The organism is Palaeococcus ferrophilus DSM 13482, assembly GCF_000966265.1.
Taxonomy (GTDB): Archaea; Methanobacteriota_B; Thermococci; order Thermococcales; family Thermococcaceae; genus Palaeococcus; species Palaeococcus ferrophilus.
Genome location: NZ_LANF01000004.1, coordinates 69,846 through 86,879, shown reverse-complemented (window position 1 = coordinate 86,879; position 17,034 = coordinate 69,846). Strand labels below are relative to the sequence as shown.

General features: G+C 53.4%; 26 protein-coding genes. 12 read left to right on the top strand and 14 right to left on the bottom strand.

What is annotated here, in order from left to right:
- Positions 1-84: 84 nt before the first annotated feature.
- Together PFER_RS00535 and arsB are read right to left on the bottom strand one after the other, a co-directional pair.
- A complete protein-coding gene (locus tag PFER_RS00535) occupies positions 85-675 on the bottom strand; it encodes a SagB/ThcOx family dehydrogenase (protein WP_048147809.1) in 591 nt (196 codons plus the stop codon).
- A gap of 78 nt (positions 676-753) precedes the next feature.
- The gene (gene arsB, locus PFER_RS00530; protein ID WP_281175689.1) at positions 754-1,860 is read right to left on the bottom strand and encodes an ACR3 family arsenite efflux transporter; all 1,107 of its coding nucleotides are present in this window, start codon (positions 1,858-1,860) and stop codon (positions 754-756) included.
- 144 nt (positions 1,861-2,004) lie between these two features.
- Between arsB and PFER_RS00525 the strand changes: the two genes are divergently transcribed.
- Entirely contained in the window at positions 2,005-2,454 is a 450-nt protein-coding gene (locus PFER_RS00525; protein WP_048147807.1) for an arsenate reductase ArsC, read from the top strand.
- A 6-nt stretch (positions 2,455-2,460) separates the two neighbouring features.
- On the opposite strand, the gene PFER_RS12510 is transcribed toward PFER_RS00525, so the two are convergent.
- The 5 genes from PFER_RS12510 to PFER_RS12090 form a co-directional block, all read right to left on the bottom strand.
- The gene (locus tag PFER_RS12510) at positions 2,461-2,583 is read right to left on the bottom strand and encodes a hypothetical protein (protein ID WP_281175688.1); all 123 of its coding nucleotides are present in this window, start codon (positions 2,581-2,583) and stop codon (positions 2,461-2,463) included.
- Positions 2,584-2,637: 54 nt separating this feature from the next.
- Positions 2,638-3,654, bottom strand: coding sequence for a TrmB family transcriptional regulator (locus tag PFER_RS00520; RefSeq protein ID WP_048147806.1), 1,017 nt, complete (start codon positions 3,652-3,654; stop codon positions 2,638-2,640).
- Position 3,655: 1 nt separating this feature from the next.
- Entirely contained in the window at positions 3,656-4,540 is an 885-nt protein-coding gene (locus PFER_RS00515; protein WP_048147805.1) for a carbohydrate kinase family protein, read from the bottom strand.
- A complete protein-coding gene (locus PFER_RS00510; protein ID WP_048147804.1) occupies positions 4,527-5,729 on the bottom strand; it encodes a glycosyltransferase in 1,203 nt (400 codons plus the stop codon). Before PFER_RS00510 ends, PFER_RS00515 begins: the two co-directional genes overlap by 14 nt.
- A gap of 469 nt (positions 5,730-6,198) precedes the next feature.
- The gene (locus PFER_RS12090) at positions 6,199-6,351 is read right to left on the bottom strand and encodes a hypothetical protein (RefSeq protein ID WP_157254969.1); all 153 of its coding nucleotides are present in this window, start codon (positions 6,349-6,351) and stop codon (positions 6,199-6,201) included.
- 188 nt (positions 6,352-6,539) lie between these two features.
- Here PFER_RS12090 and PFER_RS00505 point away from each other — a divergent pair, with 188 nt between their 5' ends.
- The 4 genes from PFER_RS00505 to PFER_RS00490 all read left to right on the top strand — a co-directional run bounded on the left by PFER_RS00505 (position 6,540) and on the right by PFER_RS00490 (position 8,642).
- On the top strand, positions 6,540-6,893 hold the full coding sequence (locus tag PFER_RS00505) for a hypothetical protein (protein WP_048147803.1): 354 nt from the start codon (positions 6,540-6,542) through the stop codon (positions 6,891-6,893).
- 65 nt (positions 6,894-6,958) lie between these two features.
- A complete protein-coding gene (locus tag PFER_RS00500) occupies positions 6,959-7,435 on the top strand; it encodes a helix-turn-helix domain-containing protein (RefSeq protein ID WP_048147802.1) in 477 nt (158 codons plus the stop codon).
- A 119-nt stretch (positions 7,436-7,554) separates the two neighbouring features.
- Positions 7,555-8,289 (top strand): sulfite exporter TauE/SafE family protein, encoded by a 735-nt coding sequence (locus PFER_RS00495; protein WP_048147801.1) that lies wholly within the window; start codon positions 7,555-7,557, stop codon positions 8,287-8,289.
- 23 nt (positions 8,290-8,312) lie between these two features.
- On the top strand, positions 8,313-8,642 hold the full coding sequence (locus PFER_RS00490) for a NifB/NifX family molybdenum-iron cluster-binding protein (protein ID WP_048147800.1): 330 nt from the start codon (positions 8,313-8,315) through the stop codon (positions 8,640-8,642).
- A gap of 17 nt (positions 8,643-8,659) precedes the next feature.
- On the opposite strand, the gene PFER_RS00485 is transcribed toward PFER_RS00490, so the two are convergent.
- From PFER_RS00485 to PFER_RS00475, 3 genes are read right to left on the bottom strand one after another with little or no spacing between them, the layout of a single operon-like run.
- Positions 8,660-8,866 (bottom strand): 4Fe-4S dicluster domain-containing protein, encoded by a 207-nt coding sequence (locus tag PFER_RS00485; protein WP_245612372.1) that lies wholly within the window; start codon positions 8,864-8,866, stop codon positions 8,660-8,662.
- 4 nt (positions 8,867-8,870) lie between these two features.
- The gene (locus PFER_RS00480; RefSeq protein ID WP_048147798.1) at positions 8,871-9,230 is read right to left on the bottom strand and encodes a hypothetical protein; all 360 of its coding nucleotides are present in this window, start codon (positions 9,228-9,230) and stop codon (positions 8,871-8,873) included.
- Between the two features lie 60 nt (positions 9,231-9,290).
- Positions 9,291-9,725, bottom strand: a complete 435-nt coding sequence (locus PFER_RS00475) for a putative zinc-binding protein (RefSeq protein WP_048147797.1) — start codon at positions 9,723-9,725, stop codon at positions 9,291-9,293.
- A gap of 135 nt (positions 9,726-9,860) precedes the next feature.
- On the opposite strand from PFER_RS00475, the gene PFER_RS00470 reads away from it, so the two are divergent.
- Together PFER_RS00470 and PFER_RS00465 are read left to right on the top strand one after the other, a co-directional pair.
- Complete coding sequence (locus PFER_RS00470) at positions 9,861-10,586, top strand: ATP-binding cassette domain-containing protein (RefSeq protein WP_048147884.1); 726 nt, start codon at positions 9,861-9,863, stop codon at positions 10,584-10,586.
- Positions 10,570-11,520: a SufB/SufD family protein gene (locus PFER_RS00465; RefSeq protein WP_048147796.1), complete on the top strand. Its 951-nt coding sequence runs from the start codon at positions 10,570-10,572 to the stop codon at positions 11,518-11,520. Before PFER_RS00470 ends, PFER_RS00465 begins: the two co-directional genes overlap by 17 nt.
- A gap of 82 nt (positions 11,521-11,602) precedes the next feature.
- On the opposite strand, the gene tdt is transcribed toward PFER_RS00465, so the two are convergent.
- The 4 genes from tdt to PFER_RS12375 form a co-directional block, all read right to left on the bottom strand.
- A complete protein-coding gene (gene tdt, locus PFER_RS00460; RefSeq protein WP_048147795.1) occupies positions 11,603-12,595 on the bottom strand; it encodes a TDT family transporter in 993 nt (330 codons plus the stop codon).
- A 145-nt stretch (positions 12,596-12,740) separates the two neighbouring features.
- The gene (locus PFER_RS00455) at positions 12,741-13,139 is read right to left on the bottom strand and encodes a NifB/NifX family molybdenum-iron cluster-binding protein (protein ID WP_048147794.1); all 399 of its coding nucleotides are present in this window, start codon (positions 13,137-13,139) and stop codon (positions 12,741-12,743) included.
- 59 nt (positions 13,140-13,198) lie between these two features.
- Entirely contained in the window at positions 13,199-13,363 is a 165-nt protein-coding gene (locus PFER_RS12380) for an ArsR family transcriptional regulator (RefSeq protein ID WP_245612371.1), read from the bottom strand.
- Between the two features lie 2 nt (positions 13,364-13,365).
- On the bottom strand, positions 13,366-13,533 hold the full coding sequence (locus tag PFER_RS12375; RefSeq protein ID WP_245612370.1) for a hypothetical protein: 168 nt from the start codon (positions 13,531-13,533) through the stop codon (positions 13,366-13,368).
- Between the two features lie 128 nt (positions 13,534-13,661).
- Here PFER_RS12375 and PFER_RS00445 point away from each other — a divergent pair, with 128 nt between their 5' ends.
- From PFER_RS00445 to PFER_RS00425, 5 genes are all read left to right on the top strand, one after another.
- Complete coding sequence (locus PFER_RS00445) at positions 13,662-13,976, top strand: hypothetical protein (RefSeq protein ID WP_048147793.1); 315 nt, start codon at positions 13,662-13,664, stop codon at positions 13,974-13,976.
- A 52-nt stretch (positions 13,977-14,028) separates the two neighbouring features.
- Entirely contained in the window at positions 14,029-15,042 is a 1,014-nt protein-coding gene (locus PFER_RS00440) for an arsenic resistance protein (RefSeq protein ID WP_245612380.1), read from the top strand.
- A 2-nt stretch (positions 15,043-15,044) separates the two neighbouring features.
- On the top strand, positions 15,045-15,419 hold the full coding sequence (locus tag PFER_RS00435; protein ID WP_048147791.1) for a putative zinc-binding protein: 375 nt from the start codon (positions 15,045-15,047) through the stop codon (positions 15,417-15,419).
- Between the two features lie 95 nt (positions 15,420-15,514).
- Positions 15,515-16,546 carry an arsenic resistance protein gene (locus tag PFER_RS00430; protein WP_048147883.1) on the top strand — a complete coding sequence of 344 codons (1,032 nt, stop codon included), beginning with the start codon at positions 15,515-15,517 and terminating at the stop codon, positions 16,544-16,546.
- On the top strand, positions 16,547-17,026 hold the full coding sequence (locus tag PFER_RS00425) for a universal stress protein (RefSeq protein WP_048147790.1): 480 nt from the start codon (positions 16,547-16,549) through the stop codon (positions 17,024-17,026).
- Positions 17,027-17,034: the final 8 nt, after the last annotated feature.

Below are 17,034 nucleotides of genomic sequence, written 5' to 3'. Positions count from 1 at the left end.
CTCCATTTAAGTTCGACTTTCGACATGATAAGGTTTGTGGATTAGGTTTATATAATTTTCTTTTGTGAACCAAAAATAGTGTGATTACCCCGCGGGGACTCCCACGGGAAATATGTAAAGCGGATCTCCCGGAACGTTGAGCACTTCCCGTACCTCTTCATCCCTAAAAGCACCCACAGCAACCGTACCAAGTCCCAGAGCCGTCGCCTGGAGGTAGATGTTCTGCCCCATGTGGCCTGCGTCTATGTGCACGTACCTGTATCCTCTTTCCCCGTATCGCCTCGTCGTCCTCTCGTAGTGGGCCACCACCACTATACTCACCGGTGCCCTCTCAATGTGCTCCTGGTCAAGGCAGGCCTTTGCCAACGGTCCACTCAACTCACCCTCCCTAACGAGTTCAATGGCGTGTTCTCTCCCTTTGTAGTGGTAGAGGCCTGGATTTAGGCCCTCAACGTTCGAAACTACCACGTAAATCTCAAATGGATAGCAGGCGCCGGCACTCGGGGAGGTCCGCTTTCCCCAGACGTTCATCCCATAAGCGGCCCAGAGCAGCTGGGAGAGCTGGATCATGGTTAAAGGCTCATTTCGGTAGGTTCTCACACTTTTTCTCAGGTTTATTGCCTCTTCGAGGCTCATCTCTCCCTTCAACCGGGGCGCGGGAAGTTCGATCCTCATGGTGCATCCCAAAATTAGTGAAGACGTTTTCATTGATTAGGGTTTTGGTTTCGGAAAGAGAAAAGCGGAGAAAAGCCTTCACTCCTCAGCAAGCGTTGGGATTGTGCTTCCGGCTTCGAATTTGGCAGTGAACAGTCCCCTTGTCTTGCTGGCAATCCACACAAGGCTCAGCATTATGGACACTTCCTCCAGGACTCCAACCACCGTCGCCAGAGCCGCGCCGCTTTCCAGCCCGAAGAGGGCTATCGCAACCGCTACCGCTAACTCAAAGAAGTTGCTCGCACCTATGAATGAAGCAGGAGCGGCGACTTTGTGCGGGAGCTTCCAGAGCCACGACCACCCGTAGGCTATCGCGAAGATGAAGTAGGTCTGTATCGTCAGTGGAATGGCTATGAGGACTATGTGGAGAGGATTCTCGAGGATTATCTCTCCCTGGAAGGAGAAAAGGAGTATAAGCGTTAGAAGCAGGCCGGTTATTGAAACAGTGCTCAGCTTCGGCAGGAACTCGCGCTCGAACCACTCTGGTCCCTTTGTTTTGAGGAAGTGCCTCCTCGAGAGGTAGCCCGCCGTCAGCGGAATGACCACGAAGAGCACCACCGAGAGGAGGAGCGTGTCGTAAGGGACGGGCACCTCGTTGAGGCCCATGAGGAAGCCGACTATGGGTGCGAAGGCAAAGAGAATTATGAGGTCGTTCGTTGCCACCTGCACGAGGGTGTAGAGGGGGTCGCCATCGGCCAGATAACTCCACACGAAGACCATTGCCGTGCAAGGTGCCGCCCCGAGGAGTATCGCACCCGCTATGTACTCCTTCGCCAGCGATGGTTCAATGAGACCGAACCTGGCCGAGAAGACCGCCCCTATGAAGAAGGAGCTTATGAGGAACATGCTGAAGGGCTTTACGAGCCAGTTTGTCACCCAAGTGACGGTCAGGCCCTTGAGCATCTGACCCCTGTGGACGCGCCTTATGGCTGAAAAGTCCACCTTGACCATCATGGGGTAGATCATCGCCCATATCAGCACCGCTATGGGCATGTTGACGTTAGCTATGGTAAACTTTGAAAGTGCCTGGGGTACTGATGGGAAGAGCTTACCAATCGCTATCCCCGCGATTATGCAGAGGAGAACCCACACCGAGAGGTATTTTTCGAAGAGGCTCAATCCTTTCTCCGCCATTTTCTCACCCAATTATTTGAAGGGACGTTCAAATAAAAGGGTTTTTAGAACCAAAGGTTAAACAATTCCTGAAATTTGTTTCATATATATAGCCTACATAAACTACTGCGGCAAATGATTTAAATCCGGGTTTCTAATCCTCCGAGGGTGGAAAGGATGGAGGAGAAGCTTATCCTCTTCGTGTGCGTGAAGAACTCCGCAAGGAGTCAGATGGCGGAAGCGTTCTTCAACCACTTCAACGACGACCCGAGGTTTAGGGCCATGAGCGCCGGGACGGAGCCTGCCCAAGAGATAGACCCCCTCGCGAGGAAGGTCATGGAGGAAATCGGCATCCCAATGGACGGTCAGTACCCAAAACTCTACACCATGGAGATGGCCGATAAAGCTCACATCGTCATCACGATGGGCTGCCTCGACAAGTGCCCCTACGCTCCGCCCGAAAAGACCTGGGACTGGGGACTCGATGACCCCTACGGCCAGCCAATAGAAAAGTACCGGGAAGTTAGGGACGAGATAAAGCGCCGTGTGCTAAAGCTCATCGAGGACTTGAAGGCGGGAAAGAGCAGGGAGGAGATAATCCCCCGAAAAAATCTCTGGGTTTATTAAAAAAAGTTAGAACACAGCTTTTCCAATTTTTCTGTCGAATATGTGGGCTTTTGTCATGTCGAAGACTATGTCCAGCTCCTCGCCTTCCTTAACCCTTGACTCCGCCGGGAACTTGCCCACAAAGGCCAAATCGCAACACCCAAGTGAACAACCTTCACCCGGGCGAAGAAAGCATCGTACAAATCACTCCCCAGCAACGTTTTTGCTGTCAGTCCCCTTCGGACGGAGGACTATACCCATGGCCTCATATTCTTCGAGTATTGAAAAAGGCCCGCCGATGAGAACCCTTCTTTCTCCTGCCTCCAGCACGAAGTTGTTTATTATTTTGGTGTTGGTGAAGTCAACCACCCTCCCCCCAAGCACCTCTCCGGAGGACGTATGTACCTCCGCGTCCACCTCAAGCCCCTCTCTGAGCAGTCCCTCTATGACCTGAAGGGCGTGGTAACACATTGCGAACCTTATCTCACCCCTGTCCTTCAGGGTGTAGTCGAGTGGCTCCGAAGCCTCGAATATATCGCGGAGGTATATGTAGTGCGAGAAGACTATCTCAGGGAAATTGGACTTGAACCCTGAGGGTAGCTCCTTGCCAACGTTGAAAACGAGACTCGGTGAGACCAGAACCTCCTTGGTGTCCCTCACGGCTATTATATGTCCGATTTTGTCCGTTATCCTCACGAACAGGTTGCCCTCTAACCTTAGGGGAGGCTCTTCGTTTGTGTAGATGGATACTGTGGCGCCCCGCTCCAGGAGCCCTTTCAGCCCGTCCTCGACTTTGGGGATGAAGCCACTCGGAGCCAGCAACGTGAACTCGAACCCGGTCTCATCCATCATGTTTTTCATACTCAGGAGAACCTCCTCCGGGGAGGAGAACCTCCATATCGCGTGCTTCCTATCCTCAATCCTCATACCCTCTGCGAACTTTTTGATCTCCCCGACCAGCTCCTTTAACGACCTGCTGTAGCGGTGGAAGGCCACCTCGGGCTCAACCGCCACGAACGTCCTCGCCTTGCCCTCCAGCTCCTCGACAAAGCCCCTCTCCTTGAGGGAGGTCAAAACATCGTAGGTTCTGTTGTAGGGAATCTGGCCCTTCTGCGAAATCCCCCTGGCCGTGAGCGGGCCGTGGGCGAGAAGTGTTATGTAGGTCAGGGCCTCGTACTTCGTGAACCCAAACTTCTTGAGCTTTTCCAGCAGGCTCTCCACCTTACCTCACCTTCACCAGCGTCCCCTCTTCACTAACTACCCTTGAAGCAACTTCCACCCCGGAGTTTATAGCCTCTTCCATATCGTGCCCCTTGGAGAGCTTCGCCAGAACCGTGCCCAAGAGCGAATCTCCCGCCCCTGTTGGGTCAACGACGTCAGCGTTTCTGGCCAGCACCCGGATGTACTCCCCTTCTTCCATTAATGCGAGGACGCCCTTTGCTCCCATGCTGAGGATGACGTTCTTTGCTCCGAGCCTCTTAAAATTTCGCAGAGCGTCTATCGGGTCTTTGCTCCCAAAGAGCTCCTTGGCGTCGTCCATGGAGGGCTTGACGAAGTCCGCGAGCGAAATGGCCTCCAGCAAGGCCCTTTTGTCGGCCCCCCACCTCTCCCATATCGCCTTCCTGTAGTTAGGGTCAACGGAGATCAGGGCCCCTTCCTCTTTGGCCTCCCTGAGTGCATCGAGTATCGCTTCCTGGGACGGGGGGAGGGAGAGGGCGAAGGCGGAAGTGTGTACGATTTTGGCATCCTTCCACTTCTCCTCCAGCAGTTCCCGCGTTATGAACCTGTCGGCACCCCTGTAGATTATTGGAATTGGGGTCTCCTTTTCGGTCTTTATCAGCACCAGTGTGGTGTTGTGGTGGGTAACCGAGAGGGCGGGTCTGAAGTTCAGCCTTTCAAGTTCCCTCCTTATGTAGGTTCCTAGGAAGTCGTTACCTATTGTGCCTATGAACGATGCTTTCGCCCCCGCCTGGCTGGCGTAGAAGGCGACGTTGAGGCAGGAGCCCCCGGTATGCATGCTAAGCTTTTTATCTATGAGCTTCAGGTCAACAAGCACCTCCCCTATTGAGAGCACGTCGAGCATCTCTTTTCCCTCACAGTAGTTCATAGAGGTCCCGCATCTCCCTGGCCACGCTGTCCCACGAGTACTTCCCGGCGACCTTCCTGTATTCCCTCTCCGCGAATATCCTCCTAAGCGCCTCATCCTCAAGGAGGAACGCTATCTTTCTTCCCATCTCCCTCGAGTCCTTTGGGTCAACGAGAAAGCCGTCGTAGCCGTCCTGGAGAACCTCCGCCGGGCCGCCGAACTTGGTGGCGACTATGGGGGCCTTGCATGCCATTGCCTCGAGCATAACTATCCCGAAGGGCTCGTAAGGGGAAGGCAATACGAAGACGTCCGCCGCGGAGTAGTACCTGGGAACCATAGTGATGGGCTCTATGGCGGGGATTATCTTGACGTGCTCCTTCACCCTGAGGCCCTCGATAAGGCTCAGGAGCTTGTTCATCTCCTTCTCCTCTTCCTTCGCCCCGGTGCCCGTGCTTATGAGCACGAGGAAGTCCCCCGAGTAGTATTCCCTTATGTAGGGGACGCTCTTTATGAGGAGGTCGAGCCCCTTCCTCGGGTCGAGCCTTGCGAGCGCAAACACCAGCGGGACGTCCGGGAGACCGAGCTCCCCCTTCAGCTCTCCCTTCTCCCCCATCGGCCTGTAGAATGTTGTGTCCACCCCTATGGGAATCACGTGGATTTTTTCTCTCGGTATTTCGTAGAGAGTCGCTATGTCGTTCTTCTCAATCTCGGTCGTTGCCACTATAGCGTCGCTCGTCTCATAGATTTTCTTCTCAAGCTCTATCCTCTCTTTATAGGGCTCGAAGTCGCCTAAGGCCTTCGCCTTTAGTATCCCGAGCGAGTGGGAGGTGTGCACCATCTTGGCCCCGTGGCGCTTCTTGAGCTCCATCCCCACGAAGCCTCCGTCCCAGTAGTGGGTGTGAATGATGTCATAAGCTTCCCTCTCGAAGTACTCCGAGACCCTGTCCGTGAACTCCGGGAGGTAGGGCATAAGCTTCTCCTTGGGGATGAATCCTTTGGGCCCGCATTCTACCCTGATGACCCTGACGTTATCGTTTATGTGCTCTATCTCCTTTCTTCCGCCTCTCTGCCTCGTGAATATGTCCACTTTAACTCCGAGCTTTCCGAGGTGTTTGCTGAGCTCCTTGACGTAAACACACTGCCCGCCCGTGTCGGGTTCGCCGAGCTTTCCGAGCGGGTCACCGTGGGGGGTTATCATGGCAACCTTCATCACGCATCACCCCTTAACTCCTGTCGTGGCAATACCTTTGATGTAGTACCTCTGGCCGATGAGTAAATTTTGAGTTTCACCAGATGAAACATGGAGCCAATGGTCGGATATGTAAGTAGAGTCTTTGGAATTCCGCAATCTCCCGAGGGAAGTGTCACGAACTAACCAGCTCCCTACTTCTTTCATCCGCACTACTACATATTTCGTGGTAACTTTCCCTCTCGTCATTGAGGTACTCCGCTTCTCCTAATAGACCGCCAATAATATTGTACTTTTAGTACAATATGATGGATTCAGGATTTGACATATAAGTTTTTTCAGTACAAAGGCGTGCGTTTGGACAGCGAGGAGGGAAGAAAAAGGGGTTCAGAAAACAGAAAATTGCATATAATGGGGCGCGGGGGCAAGTACATACCATCCAGAGGCTTTTAAATGGCCAACTGGCCGGGTCAGGCATGAACTTTGCTCTTTAGAGGTAGTCCAAGAGCCTCTTCTCAACAGCCTTGTAGTAACCCGGCACGTAGGGGCCAGGTTTGCGCATGACAACGCTCCCATCAACCCAGCTGACCTCTGGGGGTGGGTAGTTAGTCGTTCTATGAAATGGCTCCCAAATGGCCTCCAAAGGGGATTTTGGGGTTTTTACCTAGAGGGTGTTTCTCTCGTTATTTTCCACCTAATTTTCTATGGATTCATCCCCTTACAAGTTTTCCATTGCGATGTATCAGAAATAACTGACATATCCGATATAACCGAAAAATTTAAATAGTATTGCGAGAACCCAGAATTGACAACCTTTAGGAGGCGATGGAAATGGTCTCTGCAAAAACCGGCATGTGGACCGCCATTTTGGGCGCGCTGGTTATACTGACAGACGGAATAATGGTGCTGGCAAACAAAACATTCTACGGCTGGCACTACGGAAGCGTGGGCACAGTGGGCTGGGTTGAGATAATACTAAGCCTTACCATCATGGCGATAGCGTATTACTACAGGAGCAACAAGAGCATGATTGGATGGACGGTCGCACTGCTCGCCCTGATAACCATGCCCTTCGATGGCGGCTTCTGGACTCTCGGTGCGTGGATTTCACTTATCGGCGGAGCCATGATAGCCGTTGGCCGGGTCTCCACTTCCAGTGCATCCTCGCGCAGAACCGCCGCATGATTTCAAAATCTTTTTAAATCTTTTTTCTTTTATGATTTTGAAGGCGTGTTCTTGGGGGAGAGGTGATGAGCGTCCCAACGAAGGAATCCAAAAGATTCGTTGAAATTGTTACACAGCTGATGAGCAGGTGGGGGTACACCCACACGGACGGCAAGATATACGCCTATCTCCTCCTGAGCGATAGACCCCTTACGATATCCGAACTGGCCGAAAAGGCGGGTCTGAGCAGGTCTTCCGTTTCCGTGTCCCTCTCCCGGCTCGCGAGGGATTACCTCGTTACCTACCGTAAGGAGGGGAAAACTAAGTACTTCTCCGCCGTACCCGCGTTCCTTGAGAAGTTCCTGCAGCAACCAAAGGACATTCTGGAGCGCGAGGTCCGGCCACTGAAGGAGATAGTCGGCCACCTGGCCGAAAGCTCTAATTCTGAGGGAGCAAAGTCGCGCTTTGATGGCATACTCGCGGACCTCTCCGTTCTCGAGTGCGTTCTCGAGAGGATAATAGAGCTCGAGGAAGAAGAGAGCGACTGTATTGAAAACCGTTAACCCCAGTTTCTACCCCCTCAGGTTTCGGTCTTCGAAACATCGGAATCGTCTGACACATCAAAATCTTTTTAAATGACCATTCCTTCATTCGATGGACACAATAAAGTGAGGTGAACCTAATGAACTATCCAGAGCTCGCGCTCATATCCTTCATCCTCAGCATCGTCTTCTCAATCGGTGGGGTCGGAAGCGCCATAGCCATAGTTCCTACGATGAGCTGGCTTGGAGTGCCCCTTATGACCGCCAAGCCCACCGGGCTGTTCATAAACACTCTCTCGATGCTCTCGGCAACGCTCAAGAACCTCAGGCACGGCAAGCTCGACCACCGCTTCGGTCTGCCGATTTTAATAGTCGCGACGGCCATGGCCCCGGTTGGAGCCTACGTCGGCAAGTTCATCCCCAAGGTCTACGTTCTCTGGGTCTTCGTGGCTTTTCTGCTCTATTCTGGGACGATGATGATTTTCTTCAGGCCGAGAAGGAGGCCGAAGGACGGGAACCACATCGTTGAGGGCTCGATCATTGGGGGAATAGCAGGCTTCCTCGGGGGTCTCCTTGGTGTTGGCGGCGGCGGGATAATAAGCCCCGCGCTCATAATGCTCGGCTACGAGCCCAAGAAGGTCGCCGCCACAACTGCTCTCGTTGTCTTCTTCTCCTCACTCAGCGGCTTCCTGACCTACTGGGGGATGGGAACACTCGACTGGAGGCTGCTCCTGTGGGTTTCCATCCCGGCCATAGCCGGCGGCTGGATTGGAACCCATTTGATGCACTTCAAAATGAGCTCTGAGCAGGTAAAAAAAGTAATCGGGGTTATCCTCTACCTGATAGCGCTCAAAACGCTGATGAACGTCCTTTGAGGTAGATACCCGGGGGTGCTAACGTGAGGGTGGCGATTCCTACAGGGGTTGGGGGCTTGCGAGATGTAGTGCACGAAAGCCTCGTGAGAGCCAAGACCTTCACTCTGGTGGAACTCGAAAATGGAAAAACCAAGAGAGTGGAGGTGGTGGAGAATCCATACTCAACGCTCCCCCACGGGGCGGGTCCGAAGGTAGCCCTTTTTCTTGTCAACCTCGGCGTGGATGTCCTGATAACCCGCATGGACTGTCCGAAGGGGAAGATGATACTCGACTCCGGCAATGTCAGAATTATAAAAATAGATGGCGGGATGACGGTTGAGAAGGCCTTGAGTATCCCCACCCTCCGAGAGTGAAAAGTGAAACGGCTTACTCAGGAGTCTCCGAAGTAGTTTATAGCCCCCGTTGGGCATATCCTCTGGCAACCCCTGCAGAACTCCACGCAATCCTCGGGCTTCACGACCCTGGGCTTTTCCCCGGAGGTGTCGTACACACCGTGCGGGCAGAAGTTCGCGCACGTCAGGCAGCCAGTGCACTTGTCGTAGTCAATCACAGGGTACCAGTTGTCTGCCATGCTCATCCCCCTATTCCGCGCTCATGACCTCGTCTATTGCCCGGATGGCTCCCTCAGTGTCCATGTTCCTGATTTCCACGCCTACGAACTTGTCCTCATCGAAGCCGAGCTCTTTAAACGTCCATCCGAACATCTTCTTCTGCATCACTGGGTCGCAGCCGGCCACGAAGAGCTTCTCTACATCCTCCCCGTTCTTGAGAAGAGCCCTCCAGAAGTTGTCGCCATCTGTAGCGCAGAGCTGGGGGTGCAGGGCCACAAAGTCAACCTTCTTCTCCCTTCTGAAGTGGTTTAAAATCTCGAACACGTTCATTTTCTGGAAGGAGGGGCATGTGCCCTGGCATACGCAGAGTATGAGACCCTTCACGTGCATCACCATTATTTATGAGGATTATTTCATTTAAAAATATTTTCAGATGTAAAGGTTCTCAACCTACGGTTTAAGATTGAGCTTCATCCCAACCTTCCCTGCTATCTCCAAGGCTACCTTGAGAACGTCCTCGTCGCTTATGTCGAGGGTCGGCTGCTTGGCTATCCCGAAGTCGGTAACGGTAAAGCTGTAATCTACTTTCATCCCAGCCTTCTCCATTACCTTGGTTGCGCACTTCATGGGGCAACCGTCTATGACGATTACCCTTTTTGCCCTCCTCCCAATGTCGAGGTGCATGTCAGAGCCTGCAGCGACCGCAGTGGTGCAGCAGAGCCTTGCCTCCTGGCCGGCGTTGGTTAGAAGAACTCCAACCTCATGTCCGATCTTTCCAACGCTTGCCGCTCCTGAACACGTAAAGATTATGTCGAGGTTCTCCGCCTCCTTGTGGCAACTTGGCAAGAACTTTGGGAGCTTTTTTATGTCCACATTTTCACCCATCCCAATCACCTCAATTCATATTAGAATTTTCTCATTTAAAATTCTTTTCATATGTTTTTGTTTTCAACTCTTTGTTGGGGGCAGAAGTGTCCAGAAAATTTTAAATTTTCTTCATATGAGGTTCTTTTGATGGCTATGTTGTGTTTGAGGGACGTTACCTACGAAGTGAACGGCAGACGGATAATAGAGAGGATTAACATGCGCTTCAAGGAGGGCATGAGCTACTCCATCCTCGGCCCCAATGGAGCGGGAAAATCAACGCTCGCTTACATCCTAATGGGGGTTGTGAAGCCTATCGGGGGCAAAGTCCTGCTTGACGAGAAAGAGATAACTGACCTGAGCGTTACGGAGCGGGCCAGACTGGGAATAATCCTCCTCTGGCAGGAGCCGGCGCGCTACGAGGGCATAACCGTGGAGAACTACCTAACCCTCGGTGGGAAGCTCAGGGTGGATAAAGATGAACTTCGGAGGGTTCTCGAGCTGGTCGGACTGTCCTATGAGGCCTACGCCCACCGTTTTGTGGACAAGAGCCTGAGCGGCGGCGAGAGGAAGAGGGTGGAGATAGCGTCGCTCCTCCTGCTGAGGCCTAGGTATGCCATTCTCGATGAGCCTGATTCCGGGCTTGACATAACCGCGGGAGAGCTGATAGAGGAAGTTCTGGATTACTTCAAGAGAACCGGCACAACCGTAATTCTAATCACGCACCACGAGGAGATAGCGGCCAAAACTGACTTCGCGTACTTCCTCTGTGTGGGCAGGCTCCTGAAGAAGGGCTTCTCCCGTGAGGTTGTTGATTACTACAAGAAGACCTGTGGGAGATGCTTTCTGACGGGGATGATGGGAGATGCCGATAAAGATTGACCGCGTTAAGGAGTACGAGGCCTTAATAGATGTTTACGAGAAGGAAGGCCTTGATACTTCTCTCTTCGGCGACAGGATAGCGGCGATAATCATAAGCGGGGACAAGATCATCGGTCTCAACAACGTTCCTGGGGTTCGGATAAAGGGGGAGGAGATAGAGAACGGCGTCAGGGCGGACGTTGAGATAGCTGAGGACGTTGAGCTTCCCTTCCCAATACACCTCTGCACGGGCTACCTGAAGAGCGAGGGCTACCAGAAGGTCCTCTTCAACATCGCGGTGGGAAGAAACTCGAAGGTGAAGTTCACATCCCACTGCATCTTTCCCTACGCAAAGGACTTCACCCACGACGCGTACGCGAGGATACAGATTGGGGAGAACTCGTGGGTCTCTTACGATGACGAACACATCCACGGTGAGGGCGTGAGGATGATAAGTAAAACGGAAGTCGAGCTCGGCAAAAACGCCCGCTACACCGGAAAGTTCTCCCTCACGAAGCATAGGGCGAGGGAGCTGAGGCTTGAGATGGTTGCCAGGCTTGGCGAGAGGGCGGTTCTCGAGCTCGAGTCAAAGGTTAAAGCAGTCAAGGACGACTCAGTCGAGGTCAAAGAGGTCGCCTACCTTGAGGGCGCCCATTCGAGGGCCAACCTGAAGAGTACGGTTATAGCCTTCGACGAGGCGAGGGCTAACGTCGTGAACGAGGCCTACGGCCTTGGAGACTACGCGAAGGGCCACGTGGAGTGCCATGAGATAGTGAATGGAAACGCGGACGTCCAGACGGTGCCACTCCTCAGGGTCAAGAACGACAAGGCCGAGCTGACCCACGAGGCCTCGATAGGCAGGATAAACGAGGCCCAGCTCGTCCAGCTCATGGCGAAGGGCCTAACCGAGGAAGAGGCGGCGGAGCTGATAATCGAGGGGCTGCTGGGTGAGTGATGCCAAACCTCACCGTTAAGATGACCCCTAATGTGCCGCTTCTTCTCCACCGCTCTTTCTATCCTCAGAGAAAGTAAAAAAATCAGGATGAAAAGTCGTGCAGGAGCGTCTTAAGCCCCGTGACCAGCCACAGGCCGAGGAGGAGCCAGTACAGAGCGAAGCCGAAGGAATCCACGGCCCCGATACCGAGGGCGGTGCCCACGTTGTGGGTTGCGCTCACGTAGGCACCAAGTGGGAAGATGAAGGCCCACCATGCGAGGCTGTACGGCAGGTGCAAGTTCCTGAGGTAGTGCAGCGTTATGGCTATTGCCATGAGGAGCCACCAGAGCCCGAAGCCCCAGAGAAGGAAGGCGAAGGCCTTGAGAGCTTCCGCCGCCACGGGAAGTATCTTTGTGAGGTTCAGCAGTGCCACCGCGCCCGCTCCGAGGGGACCAAGGTTTATCCACACGGAGGGCGCCATCAGCGGTGGAAGGAGCTCGTGGGTTATGAAGCGCCTCATCACTATGGCGAAGAGGGCCAGATAGAGGAAGAAACCCGCACCGAAGCCGAAGTAGTTGAGGGCCGTGAAGACTCCCCTCCACGTTTCTGAGCTGGGGACGAAGGGCAGGGCAGTTAGGGGTATCACCATCAGGCCGACCGGCGGGATGAACCACGCGGGCGTCACGGTCTTAACGTCCACGCCCTCGCCTATGAAGAACAGGTAGGGTATGAGAAGGGCGAAGAATATCACGAGGATGCTCCCCAGAACCCAGAGCGGGAAACCCGCTCCCCTGTAGCCGAGCATCGCAAGGTTCATCCCCACAATGGTCATCGCTATGGGCATCGTCCCGTAGAAGTGGCTCGTTACCGGGTGGTAGAGGTCCTTCTTTGCCTCCGCGGGGTGCTTAATCCACCTGAGGAGCCAGGGTATCAAAAGCACGAAAAACATGAGCGCGTTGAGGTACGCTAGGGCATTAGAGAGCGTCCCCAGTGCAGGAAGCTTCGATGAATATGCCTTGCTCACCAGCGCGAGGGCTCCCGTTCCCATAACGCTCGCAAACCAGCTGGGTGCAAAGTCCTTGACCGACATCTTCATGTATCTTCACCTGAAAACATGGACAGATGAATACTTTTAAAGATTTCCTCGTGGGACTGCGGTGCCTAGGGGATAGCCAAAAACAGAAGGGGAGGTGCTTTGGGGAGATGGGCCTTTAGGTAGCTTTCAGCGCGGACGTCAAAAATCACTTCCCGTGCTCCCCGCATTCTCCTCTGTGGGCCTTCTCCCTCTCTATCTTCTCCTTCCAGTATGGGTCAACCTCGAGCACCTGCTCTATGAAGGCCTTAACGACGTCCTCGACATGGCCGTAGGCGCCGGTCACGACCTCGATGCCCAACTGATTGAAGAAGCCTATTGCCCTCTGCCCCATTCCGTAGGCCAAAACTACTTCTCCACCGTGCTCCTTTACGAAGTTGGGCAAATCACCGGGGCCATGCTCCTCGAAGGGGACCTCGACCACCTCCGCACCTTTTATCTCGTTGTTCTCCACGTCCACGAAGACGAAGTACCTGGCCCTTCCGAAGTGGCCGCTTACCCTGCTCTCCAGACCCCTATCATCCTCGGCTGGAACGGCTATCCTCATTTTCACCACCACAATCATGAAGCATTTTTCAAATATAAACTTTGTGCATATGCACGCCTTCACTCCCCGAGTATCCCGGCCGTTACGAGGCCCATTCCAATTTTTCTAACCTTCAGCTTCCAAAGCTTCTCTGGAGCACCACCCTCCTCCAGGTAGCCGGCCATTTCGATTATCCCGGCGTCCTCAAGGGCCGAGAGGTGGTAGTAAAGCGTTGAGCGGGGCATGTTCAACCCCTCTCCTGCAAGCCCTGGTAAATTTCGTTCGTCCCCTTAACGCCGTCACTCAGGGTTTTGATGATGCTCCTCTTAGGTTCGGCCATCAGCGGCTTCAGAATCATCATGAGGCTCTTCAGGTTTCCCATCTCCCCCATCATCCATTTCGGCATCTCTATCACTCTTATCTGTTAGCTCTCAAACCTTATAAAATTACCGTTTTAAGGCAGGTTTAGCTCGAATATTATAGAAAACTTTATAAATACTTTTGTGATATTACAAAGTAGAGAAACTGGTAGAGGTGGTTGAGATGCCGTTTGGAACTCCCGGATGGAAGTGGAAGGTTGGAAGGTTCGGCTACACCGTGGAGAAGGAGCCGGACTACGAGGAGATGAGGGCCAAGGCCAGGGAAGTCCTCTCAAAGGCAATCAAGGGAGCCGCATGGAGGTGCCGCTGCGGAAGCCTCCACGTCCCGCTCGTCGTTGAGGGTCAGATAATAGGGGAGCTCTGGGAGGACGTTGACCCGAAGGAGGTCGAGGTAGGTGCCTACTGGTTCGGGAAGTGGGGCACCAAGGTCCAGCTCGTGAAGAACGGAAGGGTTGTCGGCTTCATCTGGCTCGCCTGATCTTTCATTTTTTGACTTTTGACTACAACTATGAAAAACGAAGGTGGTGGAGATGGATGTTGTTGAGTTCATAAAGGAGAAGATGGTCTACATAGTATTCACTCTCATCTTCGCATCAACCTACGCAGGTGTTTACCACCGCGCCCTCTTCCTATCCCTGAAGGGAACCCTCCCGGTAGCGCTCTTCATGATGCTCTTCCAGCCAATGGTCTTCATGGATATAAGAAAGGCATTCACCACGAGGACGGAGGTTAAGACGAAGTACCTCATACTGCTGACGCTGTTCTACCTCGCGGTTTTCCCAGCTCTTACATGGCTCCTCCTGAAGTTCTGGCTCGCGGTAATGCCCGGAACTGACCCAAGACTGCTCGCGGGGGTTGTCCTCATAAGCCTAGCGCCTCTTCCCAGCTCTGCACCCGCTTTTACCAACCTCGCCGGCGGGAAGTTTCAGCTCACCCTCGTCGGCGTTATATGGACTTTCCTGCTCTCGCTATTCGTAATGCCGGTCTATGCGAAGCTGATACTTCACGCCGTCATTCAGGTTCCAGTTGGTGTGCTCCTCAAGTCCCTCGTCCTCTACATAATAACGCCCCTCATCGTGGGTCAGCTGACTAAATATGCCGTCCTCCGCTGGAAGGGCGTGGATGCACTAATGTCCCTCAAAAAGCCCCTCGTGGGCATTTCCCTCCTCGGCATGTACTGGATGGTCGTGGTGGTCTTCGGCATAAACGGGAAGATGATAGTCGAGAGGCCGGAGCTGATATTGGTGGGAGCCATCATCATGAACGTCTACTTCCTCCTGCGCGCGGCTGTAGCTTACTTCAGCGGGAAAGCCCTCGCCTTCCCCTTTGAGCAGAAGGTATCCTTTGTTTACTCTACCGGCTCTAACATGACCCTTGCAACGGCCATAGCAATAGGAACGTTTGGACCAATGGCCGCAGTTGGAACCGCCTTGGGCGGGCCATTCAGCGACATGCTCCTGATGATACTCTTCGTCAGGCTCTTCAGCTGGATGGGGAAAAGACGTATACGGGTTGAAGGAGAAGAGAACATCGTGGGTGGTTAATGATGGAGACTCCCAAGGTGTGCATAATAGCGTGTGGGGATTCCCTCTCCGAGCTGGTCGTTAGGGAAGCTCTCAAGGAGCTGGGAAGTGATGTTGCGCTCTGCCCCCTGAGCGCGGTTGCCACAGGGGTGGAAGGCATCAAAGATGCTATGAAAAAGGCAGAATACGTGATGGTGGTGGACTCCTGCTCCGAGGAGTGCGGTAGGAAGCTCGCCGAGACCTTTGGAATACACTACGATGAATACCTCAACCTCGAAGAGGAACTCGGCATTAAAATGCCCTGCTATAAAAAGCCCTCCGTTGAAGTCGTGGACGATGTTGGGCTGGCTGCAGCCCATTTGATAGAGAGAATCCGAGAGGTTCTCAAGGAGCTCTGATCCAAGAACTTTACTCAGTTCTGTCCAGCAACGCTTTTAAATGATGTCGAGTTCAAATCAAGTTAGTTTCAAATGAAGAAAATATCATGAAGGTGATGCACATGTTCGGCAAGCTCGCGAACAACCTCAAGAAAAACCTGCTCTGGTACTCGCTCATAGCAATAGCCGTAGGCTGGGCCCTAGGACTGACCTTTCCGGGCTTTGCAAAGGCCCACAAAGCGGGATTGAGCAAGCTCACGACTATACTCGTCTTCCTCATGATATACCCGATGATGATAAACCTCAACCTTGAGAGAATCCCCAAGGTTCTCAAGGAGCCGAAGCCCGTTCTTCTGAGCCTCGCCTACAACTTTGTCCTCACCCCGGTGGTGGCCTTTCTCCTCGTTAAAGGCTTCATCCACGACCCAAACCTCGCTCTCGGCTTTCTCCTGGTCATGCTCGTTCCGGGTTCATCCATGAGCATAGGCTACGCCGGTTTGGCCGGAGGAGACCTTGAGGTCGCCACGGTGGCGCTCGGCGTTAACTTTCTCCTCATCCCGGTAATGCTTCCACTCTGGATAAAGCTCCTCGGCAGTGCCTACAACGTCCCTGTTCCTCTCTCACTGCTCCTGAGGACGGTCTTCATAGTCCTCATCCTTCCAATGTTCCTAGGTGACCTCACGAGGAGGCTCCTCACAAGGAAGCTTGGCAAGGAGAGGTTCCTTGAGCTGAAGCCGCTCTTTGGTTCGATAACAATGACCACCATGCTCCTCCTCGTGGGATTAATATTCTTCATGAAGGCCCAGCTCCTGCTTAGCAAGTGGACCCTCCTCGTTGAGCTTGCTGTTGTGAACACTGTCTACATGGTCGTTATGCTTGCACTTATAACGTGGCTTGACAGAGTTCTCGGCCTGGGCTACAAGGAGCACATGGGAATAGCTTTCCTCAGCGTCGGAAAGAACAACGGAACGGCCATAGCGATAGCGACGCTCGCTTTCCAGCCCCTCGTGGCCATTCCAGCGGCTACGCTTCCAATATTCCAGATAATCTTCCTCATCCTCTATCTAAAGCTTGCAGAAAGGGTAAGGTGCCTCTTTGAGACCTGCGTTTGTTCAGAGGGGAAAGGCGGAGAACCGGAGGTGAGTTAAATGTTCCGGAAGATTTTGTTCCCGACGGATTTCAGTGAGGGTGCCTACAGGGCAATCGAGGGGTTCGCCAGGGAAAACGAGATGGAAGTGGGTGAGCTCATCGTGCTCCACGTCATTGACCAGGACATCCTTGAGGAGATGATGAACGGGTACTCCCTCGCCTACTGCTGTGAGGAGGAAGAGCTCAAAGACATCGAAAAGAAGCTCAATGAACGGGCGTGGAAAAAGCTAAATGAGAAGCTGGAATACCTGCGGGGCATTCTAAAGGCGAAGGAGATACGCGGCTTGGTAAAACTCGGCGTCCCCTGGAGGGAGATAGTCAAGACCTCGGAGGAGGAAGACGTCTCCCTGATCCTCCTTCCATCGCACGGAAAGCTCGGATTTTCCCGCGAGATCATGGGCTCAACTACCCTCAGAGTGCTCAGGAAGACGGACAAGCCGGTTCTGATAATAAAAACGCACGAAGAGGGAAGAAGCTGAAACCTTTT